Annotated in this window: 8 protein-coding genes and 5 tRNA genes; 8 read left to right on the plus strand and 5 right to left on the minus strand. The window is 65.1% G+C overall.

The annotated features are described in order from the left end of the window. Positions 1 to 204: 204 nt before the first annotated feature. The 3 genes from OZ10_RS13765 to OZ10_RS13775 are packed head-to-tail and all read right to left on the minus strand — an operon-like array spanning position 205 to position 7,918. Complete coding sequence (locus tag OZ10_RS13765; protein WP_039409027.1) at positions 205 to 3,288, minus strand: efflux RND transporter permease subunit; 3,084 nt, start codon at positions 3,286 to 3,288, stop codon at positions 205 to 207. Further along, positions 3,285 to 6,791: an efflux RND transporter permease subunit gene (locus tag OZ10_RS13770; RefSeq protein WP_039409023.1), complete on the minus strand. Its 3,507-nt coding sequence runs from the start codon at positions 6,789 to 6,791 to the stop codon at positions 3,285 to 3,287. The genes OZ10_RS13765 and OZ10_RS13770 overlap by 4 nt, the downstream gene beginning before the upstream one ends. Then, positions 6,788 to 7,918, minus strand: coding sequence for an efflux RND transporter periplasmic adaptor subunit (locus tag OZ10_RS13775; protein ID WP_039409020.1), 1,131 nt, complete (start codon positions 7,916 to 7,918; stop codon positions 6,788 to 6,790). The genes OZ10_RS13770 and OZ10_RS13775 overlap by 4 nt, the downstream gene beginning before the upstream one ends. A gap of 204 nt (positions 7,919 to 8,122) precedes the next feature. Between OZ10_RS13775 and OZ10_RS13780 the strand changes: the two genes are divergently transcribed. From OZ10_RS13780 to OZ10_RS13805, 6 genes are all read left to right on the plus strand, one after another. Next, positions 8,123 to 8,521 (plus strand): c-type cytochrome, encoded by a 399-nt coding sequence (locus OZ10_RS13780; protein ID WP_039409018.1) that lies wholly within the window; start codon positions 8,123 to 8,125, stop codon positions 8,519 to 8,521. An 8-nt stretch (positions 8,522 to 8,529) separates the two neighbouring features. Further along, entirely contained in the window at positions 8,530 to 8,988 is a 459-nt protein-coding gene (locus OZ10_RS13785) for a c-type cytochrome (protein ID WP_039409014.1), read from the plus strand. A gap of 92 nt (positions 8,989 to 9,080) precedes the next feature. Beyond that, positions 9,081 to 9,156 (plus strand) — tRNA-Ala (locus OZ10_RS13790). Between the two features lie 47 nt (positions 9,157 to 9,203). Further along, positions 9,204 to 9,279, plus strand: a tRNA-Glu gene (locus tag OZ10_RS13795). A 541-nt stretch (positions 9,280 to 9,820) separates the two neighbouring features. Beyond that, a tRNA-Ala gene (locus OZ10_RS13800) sits at positions 9,821 to 9,896 on the plus strand. A 47-nt stretch (positions 9,897 to 9,943) separates the two neighbouring features. Beyond that, positions 9,944 to 10,019: transfer RNA gene (locus tag OZ10_RS13805), tRNA-Glu, on the plus strand. A 226-nt stretch (positions 10,020 to 10,245) separates the two neighbouring features. Here the strand turns inward: OZ10_RS13805 and OZ10_RS22620 are convergent. Both OZ10_RS22620 and OZ10_RS13815 read right to left on the minus strand, forming a co-directional pair. Continuing rightward, positions 10,246 to 10,533 carry a hypothetical protein gene (locus tag OZ10_RS22620; RefSeq protein ID WP_162183138.1) on the minus strand — a complete coding sequence of 96 codons (288 nt, stop codon included), beginning with the start codon at positions 10,531 to 10,533 and terminating at the stop codon, positions 10,246 to 10,248. A gap of 288 nt (positions 10,534 to 10,821) precedes the next feature. After that, positions 10,822 to 10,908, minus strand: a tRNA-Leu gene (locus tag OZ10_RS13815). Between the two features lie 138 nt (positions 10,909 to 11,046). Between OZ10_RS13815 and OZ10_RS13820 the strand changes: the two genes are divergently transcribed. Together OZ10_RS13820 and OZ10_RS13825 are read left to right on the plus strand one after the other, a co-directional pair. Continuing rightward, a complete protein-coding gene (locus tag OZ10_RS13820; protein ID WP_039409661.1) occupies positions 11,047 to 11,427 on the plus strand; it encodes a response regulator in 381 nt (126 codons plus the stop codon). 108 nt (positions 11,428 to 11,535) lie between these two features. After that, entirely contained in the window at positions 11,536 to 15,306 is a 3,771-nt protein-coding gene (locus tag OZ10_RS13825) for a PAS domain S-box protein (protein WP_039565444.1), read from the plus strand. Positions 15,307 to 15,541 lie beyond the last annotated feature (235 nt).

Raw genomic sequence — 15,541 nt, forward strand, 5'->3', positions numbered from 1 at the left:
GCAGGACGTCTGCCGCGCCGAAGAGCCGATTCCCGGCCGCGCAGCCGCCTCTCGCCGAAGCCAGTGGCTAACAGGCAGGTGCCTCGGTGTCTGTATCAACCGGAGACCCGTACCTTCACCCCAACCCCGCTCCCAGGGGGAGTGGGGCTTGATGCATCGCGCCTTCAAGAGCCACAGCCGCGTTGTTAGGCATCACCTTGTTCGCTACTCCAACGCAGCATTCATCGGCGTTGTCTTCGGCACACCGCGTGCACGTCGTACCAGCGCCGCTGCGCCGCTGCTCATGTCGTCGAGGATCGCGTAGATCGTCGGCAGGAACAGCAGGCTCACCACCGTCGAAAAGGCCAGGCCGCCGGCAATGGCGCGCGCCATCGGGAAGTACGGCGGGCCGTCGCTGAACATCGTGGTGCTGGTCAGCGAGATCGGCACCATCGCCAGGATGGCGGTCCCCATGGTCATCATGATCGGCCGCAGCCGCTCGCGTGACCCCTCCACCAGCGCCTGCGTGCGCCCCATGCCGCGGCGGCGCAGATTGTTGATGTGCTCGATCATCACGATGCCGTTGTTCACCACCACGCCCATCAACACCAGGATGCCGATGAAGGACATGATTCCGAACGCAGTACCGGTGATCCAGAACAGCCAGAATACCCCGAAAATGGAAAACAGCACGCCGCTCATGATCGCCGCCGGGAACAACAGCGACTCGAAGACGGCGGCCATCACCACGTAAATCATCACCAGCGCGATCACCAGGTTGAACACCATCTGGCCCATCGCCTCGCCATCATCCTGGTAATCGCCGCCGTCGAAGGTGTAGCTGTAGCCGGCAGGGAAACGCATCGCCTTGAGCGGTTTTTCCATCGCAGCGCGCGCCTCCGGCACGGTGACCTTCTCCGCCAGGTTGGCCTTGATGGTCAGCGTGGTCTGCCGATTGGTGCGGCCGATCTGGGTGGCGGCCGGACGGATCTGCACCTCCACCAGGCTCAGCAACGGCACGCTGCGGCCATCCTTGGTGCGCACCGTAAAGCTGGCCAGGTCTTCCGGCTTGCTCTGTTCGGCACCGGCAAAGCGTACCCACACCGGCACCTCGTTGTCGCCACGCCGGAACTCGCGCAACGGCGTGCCACGCAACGCCAAGCCCACGAAGCTGGCCACCTGTTCGGCACTGAAGCCGAACGCCGCCGCCCGCTCCCGATCCACCCGAATTGCCAGTTCGCTGGTGCGATCGCCGGTGTCCACATGCACGTCGCGCAGTTCCTTGCGTTGTGCCAGCAGCGGAATCACGTCGTCCGCCAACGCCTTGAGCGCCTCGGTCGAATCGCCGACCAACTGCACCTGCACGCCTTGATTGCCGCTGCCACCGTCGCCTTGATTGCCGATGCTGTAATCGGCACGCGCAGACCGCGGCAGCTCCTTGCGGATCTGTTCCAGCAACGGCGGCAGGTCCTTGACCTTGCTCGCGTCGAAGGTCACCACGGTATTGCTGCCTTCCACCTCGCTGAACCACGAATAGATCTGCGTGATGTGGTATTTGGCGCGATTGGCTTCGAGATAGTTTTCCACCCGGCCGATCTCATTGCCCAGCTGCTCGCGCGTGTATGAGCCCTTCCACTGATACTGGATATAGGCCTCGTTGCCGCCATCGCCACCGAACATGTCGACCTTGGTCAGCTTCATCGGCACCAGGCTGATCGCACTGACCAGGATGATTCCGGTCACGCTCCAGCCGCGATGCGCCAGCGTCCATGCCAGCACGCGCGCGTAACGCCGCTGCAGCCGCGCGATCACGCCGCGCTCGGAGGTCACCATCGGCGGTGTCTTCATGCGCGCCGACAACATCGGAATGAGGCTGATCGCCACCAGCCACGACGCCAGCAGCGACACCGAAATGGTGATCGCGATCTGCGCCATGAAGATGCTGATGTTGTTGGTCTCGCCGAACAGGTTCGGCACGAACACGATGCAATGGCAGAGCGTGCCGGCGCTGAGCGCGATCGCCACGCTACGCGTGCCCAGCAGCGCCGCCAGTTGCGGCTGCCCGGGCGTGCGTTCGCGCTCCTGGTAGATGCTTTCCACCACCACCACCGCGTTGTCGACCAGCATGCCGACCGCCAGCAACAGGCCCATCATGGTCAGGATGTTGAGGGTGACACCGACGAAATACATGAAGCCTAGCGTGATCGCAAAGCAGATCGGGATGGCCAGCGTCACCATCAGCGTGGAGGGCCAGTGCCGCAGGAAAAAGAACAGCACGGTGATCGACAGCAGCAACCCTACCGCGCCGGCTTCGGCCAGTTCGGCCAGCGACGAGGTCACCGCCTTGCCCTGATTGTCGATGACCTTGACCTGCACATCGCGCATTGCCGGCTCGGCGCGGATGTCCTCGACCTCCTTCAAGGCCAGCCGCGAGACGTCCACCAGGTTGGCGCTGCGCTCCTTGTAGATGTCCAGACCGATCGCCGGCCGCCCATCGAGCCGGCGACCGTAGTTCATGCGGGTCGGCTTCAGGCGCACCTGGGCGATATCACCCAGGCGCAGGCCCTTGGCATTGAGCACCAGCTCGCGCAATTCCTGCAGATCGCGCAGTTCGCCGATCGGCTGCACGCGGATGCGCTGGCCGTTGTCGTCGATCTGGCCGGCAGATACCGAGAAATTGAGCTTGCCCAGCCGCTCGCTCAAGTCGTTGAGGCTGAGGTCGTGCGCGGTGAGGCGGTCCGGTGCGATGGCGATTTCGACTTCGTTCGGCGGCGCGCCGGAAATCTCCACCTTCGCTACGCCGGGGATGCGCTCGATACGCCGCTTGAACTCGCGGTCCAGCATGTCATAGGCGCCGGTCAGGTCAGTCTGGCTGGCCAGGCGCACCTTGAGCACCGGCTCGTCGCTGCTGGACCACTTGAAGATATGGAAGCGCTGCAGATCGTCCGGCAGATCGTCGCGGATGGCATCCAGACGCTCGCGCGCGTCCGAGGCGGCAATGGCGATGTCGCGATCCCAGTCGCTGAACTCGATGAAGATGTTGGCGCCATCGGCAGTGGCCGTGGAGCGCATGCGCTTGATGCCGGTCATCGTCGCCAGGGCTTCTTCGGCCGGCCGCACCAGGTTGCGCTCCACCTCATCCGGGGTGGAGCCGGTGTACGGCAACTGCACGAACAGGAATGGCGCGGAGATGTCCGGCAAGGCTTCCAGCGGCAGCCGGAACGCGGCGATCAGCCCCACCACCACCAACGATACGAAGCACATGATGGTGGTGACCGGCCGGCGGATGCTGAAGGCAGCAACGCTCATAGCGCCTCCAGTCCGTCGGTATGACCGCCGGTGGGTGCCTCGCGTCGTGCCATGCGCCGGCCACGCTCCAGGTAGTAGGCATCGGCACGCCGGTCCAGCAGGTCGTACACCACCGGTATCACCAGCAAGGTCAGCAGCGTCGAGACCAACAGGCCGCCGATCACGGTGATCGCCATCGGTGCGCGCACCTCCGCGCCCTCGCCCATGGCCACTGCCAGCGGCAGGAAGCCGAACAAGGTGCACAGCGTGGTCATGATGATCGGACGCAGGCGCGAGCGTGCGCCTTCGATCAATGCCTCGCGCTTGGGCACGCCGTCTTCGCGCAGCTGGTTGACCTTGTCGATCAGGATGATCGCGTTCTTGGTCACCAGCCCCACCAGCAGGATCAGGCCGATGAACACCACCACCGAGACCGGCTTGCCGGTCATCAGCAGCGCCAGCACCGCGCCCACCATCGCCAGCGGGATCGTGAACAGGATGACGAACGGATGCAGCAGCGATTCGAACTGCGAGGCCATCACCAGATACACCAGAAAGATCGCCAGCCCGAACGCGAACAACAGCGACTTGACCGACTGCGCCAGTTCCTCGCCCTGCCCACCGATGTGCATGCCCACGCCGGCAGCGAGCGGGTCCTTGCGCACCATCGTCTCCACTTCACGCACCGCACCGCCCAGGTCGATGTCCTTCAGGCTGGCCGACACGATCGCCACGCGGGTCTGATCCGCGCGATGGATCTCGCTGGGGCCGGTGGTCGCCAGCACTTCGGCCACGGCCGCCAGACGCACCGGCCGGCTGCTGCCCGGGTTGACGATCAGCTGGCGAATCGCCTCCACGCTGGCGCGGTCGCTATGCTGCGCACGCACCAGCACATCGATCTTGCGATCGCGGAAGCTGTAGCGCGTGGCCACATCGCCGCGCACCTTCTTGACGATGACATCGGCGATCTGCCGCGTGGTCAGCCCCAACGCACCGGCGCGTTCCTGATCGAAGCGGATCTGGATTTCCGGGAAGCCCTCCTCCACGGTGGATTTCACGTCCGCATAGTGGCCATTGGCGCGCAGCATCGCCGCCAGCTTCTGCCCGGCCTGTTCCAACTCGCCCAGATCCTGCCCGCGCAGTTCCACTTCCAGGGGCGTCGAAAAACTGAACAACGCCGGCCGCGCAAAATCCACCTGCGCGCCCGGATGCCCGGCCATGCTGCTGCGCAGCCGCTGCGTGGCGGCCGCTTCCACGTCGGGGTTGCCGCCGCCGGCCATCACCACGGTGAGCTTGCCGATGTTCTCGCCGCTCTCGGTGGGGTTGGCATCCAGCCGCGTGCCGCTGCCACTGACGCCGTACAACGAGGCAACGCCGGGGTCCTTGTCATGGGCCAGCTGCAGCTCGCGCACCAGCGCATCGGTCTGCGCCAGCGGCGTGCCGGACGGCAGTTTGACGGTCATTTCGAAGCGATCCTGGGCCAGCTGCGGAATCAGGTCCGCGCCCAGCATCGGCACCAGAAACACCGTGCCGATAAATGCGGCCGCTGCCAGCCCCAGCACCAGGCCAGGACGCCTCAAGGCCGCCGGCAACATCGCCAGATAACCACGCTCGGCGCGCCCATAGGGTGCCATCGCCAGGTCGCTGGCCTTGCGCATTACCGGCCCCACCACCCGCGCAATGCCACGCCACAGTTTGACCACCGCCCACGCTGCGCCGAAGAACGCATACCGCACGCTCGCTCCGGCCCCGCGCCGCCCGGCCGCCACCGGCTTGAGCCAACGCTGCTCCGGCTGCCAATCCGGATGGCTTGGCTCGTCCGGGAACGCCATCGGCGGCGCCCCCTTGAGCGAGCTCAGCATCGGGATCAGCGTCATCGACACCACCAGCGAGATCGCGATCGCGATCGCCACCGTCAACGCCTGGTCGCGGAACAACTGACCGGCGATGCCTTCCACGAAGACCAACGGCAGGAACACCGCAATGGTGGTTAGCGTAGAGGCCATCACCGCCATGCTCACTTCACGGGTGCCGGCAATGGCCGCGTCCAGCACGCTCAAGCCGCGTTCGCGTGCCTTGGCAATGCTCTCCAGCACCACGATCGAATCGTCCACTACCAGGCCGGTGGCCAAGGCCAGCCCGCCCAGCGACATCACGTTGAGGCTCAGCCCCAGCTGGCCCATGAAGAAGAACGTGGTGATGATCGACACCGGCAACGACAGGCTGATGACGAACGTACTCCAGCCATCGCGCAGGAACAGGAAGATGATCAGGATCGCCAGTAGGCCGCCGATCACCGCGTCCTTCTTGACGTCGCTGATCGCGTGTTCGATGAAGTGCGACTGGTCTTCGATGGTGGTGATGTCGACGTCGCCCGGCACTGTCGCCTTGAGTTGCTCCAGGCGATTGCGCAGCGCAGCGGCAGTGGACACGGTGTTGGCGTCACCTTCCTTGTAGATCGCCAGCTCCACCGCTTCCTTGCCGCCCAGGCGGATGATCGCCTCGCGTTCCTTGTAGCCCTGGCGCACCTGCGCCACATCCTTCAGCCGCACCGGCATGCCGCCGGCAATACTGCTGCTGGACGCCGACGAGGTGCTCTGCACCTCGGCTGCAGCTGCAAGCGCCGCCTGCGAACCGGTGGACGCCGCAATGGCATACATCTGCTGCATCGCCGCTTCGGCCGCGCTGCCGCTGCTGCTCTGCGTGGTGACCAACATGTTGCGGATCTCGTCCAGATCCACGAACTGGTTGACCGTACGCACCAAGTAGCGCTGCGAGCCTTCTTCGAGCCGACCGCCGGAGATGTTGACGTTCTCCTCCTTGAGCCGAGTGATCACGTTGTCGATCGGCAGATTGAGCTGAGCGAGTTTCTGCTGATCGATATCGACCTGGATCTCGTCTTCCAGCCCGCCACCGACCTTGACCGCGGCCACGCCAGCCACCGGCTCGAGCTTCTTTTTCAGGTCTTCGTCGGCATACCGACGCAGCCCGGTGAGCTGGCGGATCGCATCGGTGTCGGAGGCCGGCGCCTGCTTGGGCGACAGCGCCAGCCGCATGATCGGCTCGGTGGAAGGATTGAAGCGCAGCAACACCGGCGGCTTGGTTTCCAGCGGCAGCGACAAGGCTTCCATCTTGTCGCGCACCTCCAGGCTGGCCTGGTCCATGTTGGTGCCCCAGGCAAACTCCAGCACTACATCGCTCTGCCCTGTGCGCGAGATCGACTTGAGCTTGCGCAGGTTCTTGACCACGCCGACGGCCTCTTCCACCGGCTCAGTCACCAACGTCTCGATTTCCGCTGGCGCCGCACCGGTGTATTCGGTGCGCACGGTGAGCGTGGGATAGCTCAGATCCGGCAGCAGATTGACCTTGAGGCTGCGCAGCGCGATCAGGCCGAACAGCAGCATGGTCACGGTGATCATGGCGATGGTTACCCGTCGCCGCGTGGCGAAGGCGACCAGGCCACCACCGGGCGATGGCGCATGCGGGTCGTGCACGGGACCGTGCGGGTTGCCTTGGTCACTCATGCGTGCGTCTCATCGCGTGCAGCAGCCGGAGCAGTGGCGACCGGCTTGCGATCGGGCTGGCCGATCACCTGCACGGCAGTGCCATCGCGCAGCGCCACCTTGCCGACCGTCACTACCTGATCGCCCTCTTTCAAACCCTGGCGCACTTCCAGCCACGGCCCTTCGGCGTAGCCCAGCTTCACCGGTACGCGACTGGCTTTGCCATTACGCACCACGAACACCGCCGGCTCGCCGTCGTCGAGCAACGCCAGGCGCGGGATCACCAACGCATCCTTGCGCTGGTCGTAATCGATACGGATGCGCCCGAACATGCCCGGCTGCAACGACTCGGCGCCCTTGCCGAACGCGCAGACCACCCGGAACGTGCCGCTGCCCGAATCCACCACCGGCGCAATGCGGTCCACCTTGCCGACGAACTGCTGGCCGGGCAGCGCATCGGCCAACAAGGTCACCGGCTGGCCGGATTTGAGCGTCGCCAGCTCGCGCTCGGGCACGTTGAGCGTGGCTTCCAGCTGCGAATCGTCGACGATCCGAAAGATCGGCGTGTTGATCTGCACGAAGTTGCCGGTCTTGATCGAACGCGAGGCGATCACGCCGGAAATCGGCGCCTGCACCGTGGTGTAGGACAACTCCAGCGATGCCAGACGGTGCTGCGCACGGCTGTTTTCGACATCGAACTTGAGCTGATCCACATCCGCTGCGCTCACCAGTTGCTGGCCCACCAACTGGGTGGCGCGGCGATAACTGTTTTCCAGCTTGCGCAGTTGCGCTTCGCTCTGCGCCACTGCCAGGTGCGCGCGATCCGGATCCAGTCGCACCAGTGCCTGGCCTGCCGAGACTTTCTGGCCTTCTTCCACCATCACCGCCAGCGCAACGCCCGAGGTCTTGGCCACCACCTGCGCTTCGGCGCGCGGCTCCAGCGCCGCGGTGCCGGTGTAACTGGCGGCCACCGCGCGCCGCGCCGCCTTGGCGGTCTCCACCGGCACCGCGTCCACGGTCTTTTTTTCTTCTGCAGCCTTAGCCTCACTGTCGCCGGTCTTGCAACCGCCCAATAACAGGCTGGTGGAGATAAACAAGGCCAGCGCGCAGGTTCCGCTGCGGCCGGGCAAGAAGGAAAATGGCGACATCGTCGTGTCCTAGTGGATGCGTGAACAGGTGTTGTAGGCAAGTAAACCACCAGGGCACGTATGCCGCCAATGCGCCAAAGGTCATGGTCTGTTCAACTTCGCGTATTCACCCCGTTTGCGCCGCGCCAAATCGCAGGCATACTCGGTCCGGTTCCGTCACGCCCCCACGTGCGGACGCTCAATCAGTCTTCCGGATACGAAACCATGCGCCCGCAGCCGCTCGCCGCTTGTCTCGCTCTGGTCGTCTTCCTGCCGTTTGGGGGCGCATCAGCAACACCATCCGTCACGCCTGCAGCTCCGGCCACGCCGGCACCTGCCACGGCCGCCCCCGCACCCGCAGCCGCTGCACCGTCCGGCAATCCCTCCAACGGTCGCCTGCTTGCCTATACCTGCCAGGGCTGCCACGGCGTCACCGGCTACAAGAACGCCTACCCCAGCTATCGCGTGCCCAAGATCGGCGGGCAGTCTGCCCAATACCTGACGCAGGCGCTGACCGAGTACCGCCAGGGCAAGCGCAAGCATCCGACCATGCAGGCGCAGGCACAGAGTTTCTCCGAGCAGGACATCGCCGACATCTCAGCCTTTCTGTCCACCCTCAAATAAGCGCCCACATGCCGAACGCCCTGCACGCTCCGCGTCTAGCCATCGTCCTGGTCGCTGCCCTGATGGCGGCCTGCTCCCAATCCCAGGTCGAGTCCACCGACCACTCCGCCGGCGATGCCGGCCACGCCAGCGGCGAACATGGCTCGGGCTCCTCCGCCGGCCTGCCGACCGGCCGCGCCGATGCCGGCGACAAGCTGGCACACGCCAAGGGCAAGGCCACCGGCCAGAGCTGCGTTGATTGCCACGGTGCCGACGGCAATGCGCCGATCGACCCCAGTTATCCCAAACTCGGTGGCCAGTACGGCGACTACCTGGCGCATGCGTTGCAGGCGTATCGCAGCGGCGACCGCCAGCATCCGTTGATGACCGCGCAGGCAACCGCACTAAGCGACCAGGACATTGCCGATCTCGCCGCTTACTTCGGCGCGCGGCAGACCCAGCTGCGCGACCTGCACGGCGTCAAGTGAGCCTGTGCAGCGCACGTGCGCCGTCTCATTCGGAATGAAAAAGCGCTTGCGCGAACATTCACAGGCCGCTATCATTTCGTTCTCAGTTTCGTGGGGCCATAGCTCAGCTGGGAGAGCGCCTGCATGGCATGCAGGAGGTCGGCGGTTCGATCCCGCCTGGCTCCACCACTTCAGACATTAGGCCGTCTGAAATGACAACTCAGGTTTTGATACGCGTCCCCATCGTCTAGAGGCCTAGGACACCACCCTTTCACGGTGGACACCGGGGTTCGAATCCCCGTGGGGACGCCAATCATCTGAAAGCCCCGGCAATGCCGGGGCTTTTTTATGCGTTTTGCGCGCGCGTGTGACCGCGAGGGCGCGCTGCAGCAGTCCTGCGCCACGACGCGCGTTCCGCTTCAGCGCCGCTTCGCCCCCGCGTGCTTGTGAACTGATGGCTGCCACTGCTGCACAATGGAGCACGCACGTAACGTCTGCGCGGGCGAACGCGCCGATGCCTCACCTGTGCAGATCGATCTTAGCTCCTGCGCCAGGTGTCACCGTCAGCTCGCTCTGGAAGAGCTGGCGGCAAGCACGGCATTGCATTGGACACTGCGTAACGTCAGCAAGCGCGTCGATGCATGATGCAATGCGCCGTGCCACCAACGACGAGGCGCCCAGAATGCGAATGCGCCACTGATGGCAAGCCCGCGAAGAACGCACAACGCACAACGCACTTTCGCGCGCGTGGGCATACCGTCATCGACACCCAACGATGGCAGCGCATCTTTTTTGCGCAGACCGCTTCCCAAAGTCGTTTTCAGTCGCTATGATTGCCGGCTCGCAGCAACGCGGGGCCATAGCTCAGCTGGGAGAGCGCCTGCATGGCATGCAGGAGGTCGGCGGTTCGATCCCGCCTGGCTCCACCATTTCAGACATTAGGCCGTCTGGTTTGGACAACGAGGTTTTGATACGCGTCCCCATCGTCTAGAGGCCTAGGACACCACCCTTTCACGGTGGACACCGGGGTTCGAATCCCCGTGGGGACGCCAATCATCTGAAAGCCCCGGCAATGCCGGGGCTTTTTTTGTCTGACGATCGATGTCCCGCGAGCTGCAGGCTCGTCCCTCGCGTCCATGTTCGAAGACGTGGCGCCTGTAGGCATTCGTCACTCTTGCCTGCCTGCAGTGCACGCGCACGCACATCTCGACGAGTGCCGACGATCACTCGCGCGGCGCGACCAGCTTGCGCGACCCGCACGTGCTGGATGCAGGAGCCTCAGGCCTGGCCATCATCCAGTGCCTTGCGACCCTCATGCGTCAGATCGATGTCGCCGTCTTCGGCCTGGGTGGCATAGCCCGCACGTACCGCCCAGTTTCCCTCTTCGTCCGATACCGGCTTGGTATCGTGGATGTCGCGAAGAATGCGCAATTGCTGCGAAGAATCGTAGTCCATGGAGGCCACCTGCTTGAAGGAGAGCTCCACGGTACGCACCGTGCGTGATGGTTGCGTGCCTGCGCTGTTGTCGGCGGCGATGGACAAACACACCATGTCAGCGTCACGCATGTGGTCGCCACACGCGGCGAATCGACGGCATGGGGCGGAGCGAATGAGGGCGCACATTGCTTCGCATGGAACGCAAGGCGCATTGCGTGAGCTGCCAGGCGCAGCGGCGCCGCATACGCAGACATCAAACAAGCCACAGCGCCAGGCTGGGTTCCAGCGCGATCAACATGCCGGGTGCACGCACGGCTAAAACGCCACTGCTGCTGCGTGCGCTCCGTCGCCCGACCGCCGATAGCAAAAAGCCCCTTCGGCGTTTGCCGAAAGGGCTTTGCTGAAACCGCAACATCCTGGTGCCGAAGGTGGGACTCGAACCCACACGCTTTTAAGGGCGGCGGATTTTGAGTCCGCTGCGTCTACCGATTCCGCCACTTCGGCGTGGCCGCGCAGTATAGCGACTTGAGAATGAAACGAACAGTGTCACAACGCGCCTGACAAATTCAGGTGCCTGAGGCGTTGGCGGCACCGTGCCTGGTCAGGGCCGATATACTGGCCGACTTGGTGAAGGAGTAAGCAATGTCGGTGTTGCGTGGAGTTCGGGTACTCGTGGTCGAAAACGATGACATGAATGCCATGCTGCTCGAGTTGCAACTGGTCCATGCTGGCGCGGCCGTCGCCGGCCCGGTCGGCGAAGTCCATCAGGCCCTGCGGTTGATCCAGGACGATGCGCCCGATATCGCCGTGCTGGACTATCGGCTGGGCAACGGGGAAACCAGCGAGCCGGTTGCGCGGCTGCTGTCCGAGCGCGGCATCCCGTTCGTGCTGGCCACCGGCGTCGCCAGTACCAGTATCCCTGCCGGCTTCGAACGCGGCGTGATCCTGACCAAGCCCTACCTCTCCGAGGAGCTGGTCAACGCTCTCTTGCGTGCCCGGCAGCTGAGCGGCGCCAGCAGCTGAGCCGTGCGCCCTGCCCTGTTGCAGCCTGACCGATGATCGCGGCCCGGGTTGCCAGCCGACCGGTTGCCACTAAAATCCAGGCATCGAAAACGACAGGCGGGTTGCTGGATGGAGAGTGCCGTGTCGCCGTATGCCGGCTTGCTGCCGGAGACGAGCGAAACTGCCGCCCTGCTCTTGGCGTCCGCATGCGCCGCCGATCCGCTGCTGTGCGGTCATCCGGCGCTGCGTACTACCCTATCGATCTGCCTGCATGCACGGCATCCGATGCTGCTGGTGTGGGGCGAGCACGGGCACTGCGTTTACAACGATGCCTGCATCGACACATTGGGCGAGCGTCACCCGACCGCGTTCGGCCGGCCGCTTGCCGAGCTGACTGGCCCCGACGCCACCGACACGCTGTCTGCCGGCGCACACGCCGCCTTGGATCTGTCGACCTGGTCGTGCAGCCCGGTGCTGGATGCCGGCCGGCAGGTGGGTGCGCTATATGTCGCCGCTGCACCTGTCAAGGCGACAGATCAGTCAGATCGCAGCGCGGCGACGCGTGCCGCAGCGCCAGCGCTCGATCAGACTCCGGCCTTCATGGCGGTGTTGCGGGGCCCGGACTACGTCTTCGAGACGGTCAACCAACGCTTCCACGATCTCGTCGGTGAGCGGCCACTCCTCGGCCGTCCCTTGCTGGAGGCGATGCCGGAAATCGCCGACCAAGGCTATCTGGCACTGCTCGACGACGTGCGCCGCAGTGGGCGGCCTTTCATCGGCGAATCGATGACGGCCTACCTGCAGCGCACGCCGGGCAGCGCGCCTGACGAAACCTTCGTGGACTTCCTGTACCAGCCGATGCGCGACAGCGATGGGCACGTCGACGCGATCCTGGTGCATGGCTTCGATGTCACCGCGCAGCGCCGCGTCGAGCGTCGCGACAGCTTCCTGCTGATGCTCGAAGACGCCTTGCAGCATGTCTCCGATCCGCGGCACATCATCGACACCAGCGTGCGCCTGCTGGGCGAACATCTGCAGGCCAACCGGTGTGCGTTCGGGCTGGCGGCTGCCGATGGCAGCACCATGCACGTCATCAGCGATCACGTGCAGGACATGCCCAGCCTGCAGGGCGATTTTCCGCTGGAAGCAGCACAGGGCCTGCGCGACGCGCTGCTGCAAAACCGCCCCTGGTTCACCACCGACGCGATGGCACCCGGGGCGCCGGACTATGTGGCCGAGCAGTATCGTCGCTCGGGCCTGCGCGCCTCGCTGGCGATTCCGCTGCACAAGCACGGCCGGCTGGTGGCGGCCATCGGTGTGCATCAGCGCGCACCGCGGCGCTGGTTGTCAACCGAAATCGAGCTGGTCCGTCTGGTGGCGGCACGTTGCTGGGAGTCGATGCAACGCGCCAAGGCGCAGCAGCAGCTGGCAGCGAGCGAGGCGCGCCTGCGCCGCCTGGCCGACACGTTGCCGCAGATCATTTTCATTGCCGGAGCGGATGGCCAGCCGCGCTACTTCAACCAGCGCTGGTACGAATACACCGGGCTGGACCCGGCCGACCACGAGACCGTCGCCTGGCACCAGGCCCATACCGCCGACGGCCTGCGTCTGTCGGGACAGGCCTGGCAGGACGCGCTGCAGGGCGAGCGCGCCTACGAAGTGGAGTGCGAGCTGCAACGTCACGATGGTCAGGCGCGCTGGCACCTGACGCGCGCACTGCCGGTGCGTGGCGACGATGGCGGTATCAGCGAGTGGATCGGCACCTATACCGACATCCACGACCGCCGCACCTTCGAGCAGCAACTACGTGAAAGCGAGATCCGCTTCCGCGCACTGTGCGAGACCGTGCCGGCGATGATCTGGATGGCCGATGCGCAAGGCGATTGCGTCTACTGGAACCCACGCTGGTACCACTTCACCGGACAGGCCGAGGATCAGGCGCTGGATCAGGGATGGTGGGACGTGATGCATCCGGACGATGCCGGGCGCGTGCGCTTGGCATTCGAACAGGCGCTGCAACGGCGTGGCGAATTCCTTGCCGAATACCGGGTACGCCGCCATGACGGGCAGTACCGCTGGTGCATCGATACCGCCTCGCCGCACTTCGCGAGCGACGGGCGCTTCTTGGGGCATATCGGCTCGCTGACCGATATCTCCGAGCGCAAGCTGATCGAAGACGCCACCTCGTCCGACCGCGCGATCCTGAGCCTGATTACCACCGGCGCGCCATTGCCGGTGGTGCTGGATGCCATCGCCCTGAGCGTGGAAGCACGCGGCGAGATCGCGCTGTATTGCTCGGTGATGGTGCTCGACGAGGTACGGCACACCCTGAGCTTCGGATCGGCGCCGCATTTTCCGATCGATTACCCCGGCCCGTTCGAGCCGGTGCCGGCAGGGCCGGAAGGACCACCGTGCGCACGCTCTGCGCATCTTGGCCAACAAGTCATCTGTGCCGACATCCAGGCCGAACCGAGCTTCAGCCGCCACCATGCGGTGTCGGCGGCACTGGGCATCGTGGCGTGCTGCGTGACGCCGATCCTGTCCAGCGATGGCCAGGTGCTGGGGACGCTCAACATCTATTACGACCGCCCGCATCTGCCTTCGCTGCGCGAGCAGGCCATGGCCCGCTCGGCGTCGCACCTGGCCGGCATCGTGATCGAGCGGACCCGGGTGGACGCCAGGCTCGCATTGTCGCTGCAGGCAGAAACGGCCGCGCGTAATCAGGCAGAGCATGCCAACCGGGTCAAGGACGAATTCCTGGCCACCCTGAGCCACGAGCTGCGCACGCCGCTCAACGCCATCCTGGGGTGGTCGCGGCTGATGCAATCGCAGACCTTCGCGCCGGATAACCTGGGCAAGGGCCTGGTCATCATCGAACGCAGTGCGCGTGCGCAGACCCAGATCATCGATGACCTGCTGGACATGAGCGCGATCCTGTCCGGCAAGATCCGGTTGCAGGCCGAGCATTTCGACATCGCCGGGCTGGCGCGCAGCACGGTTGAACTGATGCAGCCGGCCGCGCTCGCACGCGAGATTGCATTGGAGCTGGACGCGCCGGTCGATGGCGAGCTGTGGTTCTTCGGCGATGCCGGGCGCCTGCAGCAGGTGCTCTCCAACCTGCTCAGCAACGCGCTCAAGTTCACCGCGCCCGGCGGCAGCGTGCGAGTGGGCCTGGAGGTGGACGACGGGCGTCTGCGCCTGTGCGTGCACGACAGCGGGATCGGCATCGCGCCGGATTTCCTTCCGCATGTCTTCGACCGCTTTCGCCAGGCCGATGCCGGTACGACACGCCGCGTGGGCGGCCTGGGACTGGGCCTGTCGATCTCGCGCCAGTTGGTCGATCTGCACGGCGGCAGCCTGGGTGCCTCCAGTGCGGGCGAAGGCAAGGGGTCGACCTTCACCATCGTGCTGCCGCTCCAGCACGGGGTCAGCGATCTGCGTCCCGCGTCGGCCGGGTCGCTGCAGGTCGGTCCGCTGCCGAGTGATTGTCTCGGGCGCTTGGATGGCGTGCGCCTGCTGCTGGTCGACGACGACCAGGATTCGCGCGAGGCGGTGGTGCAGTTCCTGATGCTTGCCGGCGCGCAGGTGCAGGCGGCCGGCTCGGTGGAAGCGGCCGAACAATGCCTGGCAGAGACGCCCTTCGACGTGCTGGTCAGCGATATCGCCATGCCGGTGCGCGACGGCTACGACTTGATCCGCACGGTGCGCTCCGGCCGCGCCGACCTGCCGCGGCACATCCCCGCGATCGCCCTCACCGCCTATGTGCGCGAAGAAGACCGCGACCGCGCAGTGGTCGCCGGATTCGATGCGCATATGGGCAAGCCGGTGGAACCACCCGGCCTGGTCGACCTGATCGAACGCCTGATCTTGCCGACGCGCGCGCTACGCAGCGAGGCGTGAGATCGCCTGGAAACGCAATAAAACAGCGTGGTCAACCACTTGCTGCTTGCAGCACACACACCGACCATCCCAACAGGTCCTTGCCCGCCCACCGTCGCGGGACCTTACGCGGCATGGATGCCGCGTAAGAGCCTACATGGACGTACTTGCAGCGTGTCCTGCGATGGTGGGCGGGCAAGGGCCCTGCAGCAAGGCCTCAGACCAGCCGCCTTACGACTGATCGTATCTGCATAGG

Origin of the sequence: Xanthomonas cannabis pv. cannabis (genome assembly GCF_000802365.1) — a bacterium.
Taxonomy (GTDB): Bacteria; Pseudomonadota; Gammaproteobacteria; order Xanthomonadales; family Xanthomonadaceae; genus Xanthomonas; species Xanthomonas cannabis.